The sequence below is a fragment of the Acinetobacter sp. R933-2 genome (genome assembly GCF_030325485.1).
GTDB lineage: Bacteria > Pseudomonadota > Gammaproteobacteria > Pseudomonadales > Moraxellaceae > Acinetobacter > Acinetobacter sichuanensis.
This window is the reverse complement of sequence record NZ_JACAIJ010000039.1, coordinates 1-4764: the sequence shown is the minus strand read 5'-3', so window position 1 is coordinate 4764 and position 4764 is coordinate 1. Positions and strand designations below refer to the sequence as shown.

Below are 4764 nucleotides of genomic sequence, written 5' to 3'. Positions count from 1 at the left end.
TTAAGGAAATTTTGGCAATTTTAAGAAAGCAGAATCCTGATAGGATAAGGGTTCTGTGAAATTTGTCGTGTACAGAGGTTAATTTTAGAAAATCTTCACTACTATTATTTTAAAATAAGCCTTATATCCAAGCATAAAACAAGGTTGTCTAGACTTCTTTTAACAGTAAAGTTATCATAAAACTGAATTTTATTTTTTAGGTAAGTTTATGCATTCTATCCGCATTCGTTAAGACACAACTATTTGCATAGTGACACTATTTTATAATGGTGGGCTTTTGTTGTGTCTTTAAGAATATATGCGGATATATAAAGTAAAAGTATGCTTAATTTATAAGTATGCTTTTAGTGCATAGTTTCCAGTTATAACTTAATTGACTAGCTATTTGTCCACCCTGTGGATGAATAGCTTTTTTTTTGGGAGGACACTGTGATGCTAGCTTTTGTTTTCACCTAAATCCTGTTTGCTGCATAAAAAATTTCAAGAGCTAAACAGGAGTAAATAAAAATGAGTTTAATTATTAAAGCGAGAAACATACGCTTGGATTATGCTGGGCGTGATGTTTTGGATATTGATGAATTGGAAATTCACTCTTATGACCGTATTGGTCTTGTGGGTGATAACGGAGCAGGAAAGAGTAGTTTACTCAAAGTACTTAATGGCGAAATTGTTTTAGCCGAAGCGACATTACAGCGTTTTGGTGATTTTGCACATATCAGCCAACTGGGCGGAATCGAAATAGAAACGGTCGAAGACCGGGCAATGTTATCTCGCCTTGGTGTTTCCAATGTACAAAACGACACAATGAGTGGCGGAGAGGAAACTCGTGCAAAAATTGCTGCCGCATTTTCCCAACAAGTACATGGCATTCTAGCGGATGAACCAACCAGCCACCTTGATCTCAATGGAATAGATCTACTTATTGGTCAACTTAAAGCATTTGATGGAGCATTACTTGTTATCAGTCATGACCGATATTTTCTTGATATGGTTGTAGACAAGATATGGGAGTTAAAAGACGGTAAAATTACGGAATATTGGGGTGGTTACTCGGATTACTTGCGTCAAAAAGAAGAAGAGCGACAACACCAAGCCGTAGAATATGAGCTGATGATGAAGGAACGGGAGCGATTAGAATCTGCTGTGCAAGAAAAACGCCAGCAAGCTAATCGATTAGACAATAAGAAAAAAGGAGAAAAATCCAAAAACTCTACCGAAAGTGCTGGACGACTTGGGCATGCAAAAATGACTGGCACCAAGCAAAGAAAACTGTATCAGGCAGCTAAGAGTATGGAAAAGCGTTTGGCTGCATTAGAAGATATTCAAGCACCAGAGCATTTGCGTTCTATTCGTTTTCGTCAAAGTTCAGCCCTAGAACTGCACAATAAGTTCCCGATTACGGCAGATGGTCTGAGCTTAAAATTTGGTAGCCGTACTATCTTTGATGACGCTAACTTTATAATACCGCTTGGCGCTAAAGTCGCTATAACTGGATCGAATGGAACAGGGAAAACGTCCTTGTTAAAAATGATATCAGAACGTGCTGATGGATTAACCATATCTCCAAAAGCTGAAATTGGCTACTTTACACAAACAGGATATAAATTTAACACGCATAAATCTGTGCTCTCCTTTATGCAGGAAGAGTGCGAGTACACAGTTGCGGAAATTCGTGCAGTATTGGCTTCAATGGGGATCGGAGCGAATGATATTCAAAAAAACTTATCCGACTTATCGGGAGGTGAAATCATCAAACTGCTTTTATCCAAAATGCTTTTAGGAAAATATAATATTTTGCTTATGGATGAACCAGGAAACTATCTTGACCTAAAAAGTATTGCCGCATTAGAAACAATGATGAAGTCCTATGCAGGAACTATTATCTTCGTATCTCATGACAAGCAATTGGTCGATAATATTGCTGACATTATCTACGAGATCAAAGACCACAAAATCATCAAGACTTTTGAGAGAGATTGTTAATGATAGCCAATCTAATCCGAACATTAATTATTGAACTCTTTAAAGGAAATTAAAAATGACAATTCAAGATATTCAATCACTTGCTGAAGCACACGGCTTGTTGCTTACGGACAAAATGAATTTCAATGAAATGGGCATTGATTTTAAGGTCGTTTTTGCTCTTGATACAAAGGGGCAACAATGGTTGCTGCGTATTCCTCGTCGTGATGGCATGAGGGAACAAATCAAGAAAGAAAAACGCATTTTAGAATTGGTAAAAAAACATCTTTCTGTAGAGGTTCCTGATTGGAGAATTTCATCTACAGAATTAGTGGCTTATCCCATACTTAAAGATAATCCTGTTTTAAATTTGGATGCTGAAACCTATGAAATAATTTGGAATATGGACAAAGATAGCCCGAAATACATAACATCTTTGGCAAAAACCTTATTTGAAATCCATAGTATTCCTGAAAAAGAAGTTCGGGAAAATGATTTGAAAATTATGAAACCTTCAGATTTAAGACCTGAAATAGCAAACAATTTGCAGTTAGTAAAATCTGAAATTGGTATAAGTGAGCAATTGGAAACCCGCTACAGAAAATGGTTGGATAATGATGTTCTATGGGCAGATTTCACCCAATTTATACATGGCGATTTATATGCTGGGCATGTACTAGCTTCAAAGGATGGAGCTGTTTCAGGCGTTATTGATTGGTCAACAGCCCATATAGATGACCCAGCGATTGATTTTGCTGGGCATGTAACTTTGTTTGGAGAAGAAAGCCTCAAAACTCTAATCATCGAGTATGAAAAACTAGGGGGTAAAGTTTGGAATAAACTATATGAACAGACTTTAGAAAGAGCAGCGGCCTCTCCTTTGATGTATGGTTTATTTGCCTTAGAAACTCAAAATGAAAGCCTTATCGTTGGAGCAAAAGCTCAGTTGGGAGTTATATAATTTAAAAATATGATTGCTGAGAACTGCCTTGTTTTGAAACTTGGTTGGCTTTAATTAGTTTTTAGTATTCTTTATAGAAAATGCCTCGATCAAGGGGCATTTCTAACAATCATTTAACATAAAATTTCTTATGTGAAGTAACCTTGTTAGAAACCATTTAAAGTGTCTATATTCTCACCAATAAAAATGTCTAGTTTATGATGGTTTTTACCATCATGGACTGGATATAAATTAGAGATGTTGATCACTATGTCTGACAAGGAAATTCAACGTCTTGCAGTTCTGCAAGACGTTCGAGATCATCGTATTACCCAGGTCCGTGCTGCTGAAATCCTGAATCTTTCCACTCGTCAAATTACCCGGTTATTGCAGAAACTCAATCAAGACGGTGTTTCAGGTCTGGCACATGCCAGTCGTGGTCAACCTGGCCATCATCGCCATGATGAGTTATTAAAATCAAAATGTCTTTCCATTATTTCTGAACATCTGCTGGGCTTTGGACCTACCTTGGCGCATGAGAAGCTCAGCAGCATATTTGACCTGAATATCCCGGTAGAAACGGTTCGGCGCTGGATGATGGCCAATGACCTCTGGATTCCGCGATCCAAGCGCCTTAAACGTCCATATCAGCCACGTTATAACCGGGATTGCTTCGGTGAGCTGATCCAGATTGATGGCTCATATCATGACTGGTTCGAAGGACGCGCTGCTAAGTGCTGTTTATTGGTGTATATCGATGATGCCACTGGAAAGCTGTTGCATCTACGCTTCTGTGAGGCGGAAACCACCTTCGACTATATGCTTTCAACCCGAGCCTACATTGAACAATACGGCAAACCTCTGGCCTTTTATAGCGACAAACATTCGGTATTCAGAGTTAATCAGAAATCCAGGAAAGACAGCCAGATCACGCAATTTGGGCGGATTCTGAACGAGTTAAATATTGATATTATCTTTGCCAACTCACCACAGGCTAAAGGTCGCGTAGAACGCGCGAATAGAACCCTTCAAGACCGTTTGATCAAGGAGATGCGTCTGGAAGGCATCAGTTCAATTGCCGAAGCCAATGCATGGCTACCCTGCTTCATTGAGCACTTCAATCAGAAGTTTGCCAAGTGTGCGAGAAACTCGAAGAATTTACATCGATCTTTAACGGAATCTGATGCTGAGCTGGAGGATATATTCACTTGGCAGGAACCGCGTAAGGTCACGAAGAACCTAACCATCACCTATGACAAGTGTATTTATCTGCTTGAACCGACAGAGCTGAATCATAAGCTTGTTGGGCAATACATTTCATTTCTGGAGTACCCGGATGGCACTGTGGCCCTCATGCATGAAGGACGGAAGATCAACGGCACTGTTGCAAATAGGCTGACATGATAAGCTAAATATCTTATTTATTTCGAGATACAGCAGATGAATCCCTTCCACGGTCGGCACTTTCAAGGTGAAATCATTCTTTGGGCTGTTCGTTGGTATTGTAAATATGGCATCAGCTATCGTGAACTTCAGGAAATGCTGGCCGAACGTGGAGTGAATGTTGATCACACCACAATTTATCGCTGGGTTCAGCGTTATGCTCCAGAAATGGAAAAACGTTTACGTTGGTATTGGCGTAATCCTACAGATCGACATTTATGGCATCTGGATGAAACTTACGTAAAAGTGAATGGCAAATGGGCATATCTATACCGTGCAGTTGACCAACGTGGCCATACTCTTGATTTCTATCTTTCTGCTAGACGAAATACCCATTCAGCTTATTGTTTTCTTGGAAAAATTTTAAATAATGTGAAGAAGTGGCAAATTCCACAAGTGATCAACACGGATAAAGCACC

General features: G+C 39.2%; 2 protein-coding genes and 2 pseudogenes. All 4 read left to right on the top strand.

The genetic code is table 11. The features are described from left to right. Positions 1-507 precede the first annotated feature (507 nt). The gene (gene msr(E) / locus HX005_RS19335; RefSeq protein WP_000052512.1) at positions 508-1983 is read left to right on the top strand and encodes an ABC-F type ribosomal protection protein Msr(E); all 1476 of its coding nucleotides are present in this window, start codon (positions 508-510) and stop codon (positions 1981-1983) included. A gap of 55 nt (positions 1984-2038) precedes the next feature. Continuing rightward, positions 2039-2923, top strand: coding sequence for an Mph(E) family macrolide 2'-phosphotransferase (locus HX005_RS19330; RefSeq protein ID WP_000155092.1), 885 nt, complete (start codon positions 2039-2041; stop codon positions 2921-2923). A 237-nt stretch (positions 2924-3160) separates the two neighbouring features. Continuing rightward, a pseudogene (locus HX005_RS19325) lies at positions 3161-4300 on the top strand (ISNCY family transposase); the annotation flags it as partial. Between the two features lie 42 nt (positions 4301-4342). After that, positions 4343-4764: pseudogene (locus HX005_RS19320) on the top strand (IS6-like element IS1007 family transposase); the annotation flags it as partial.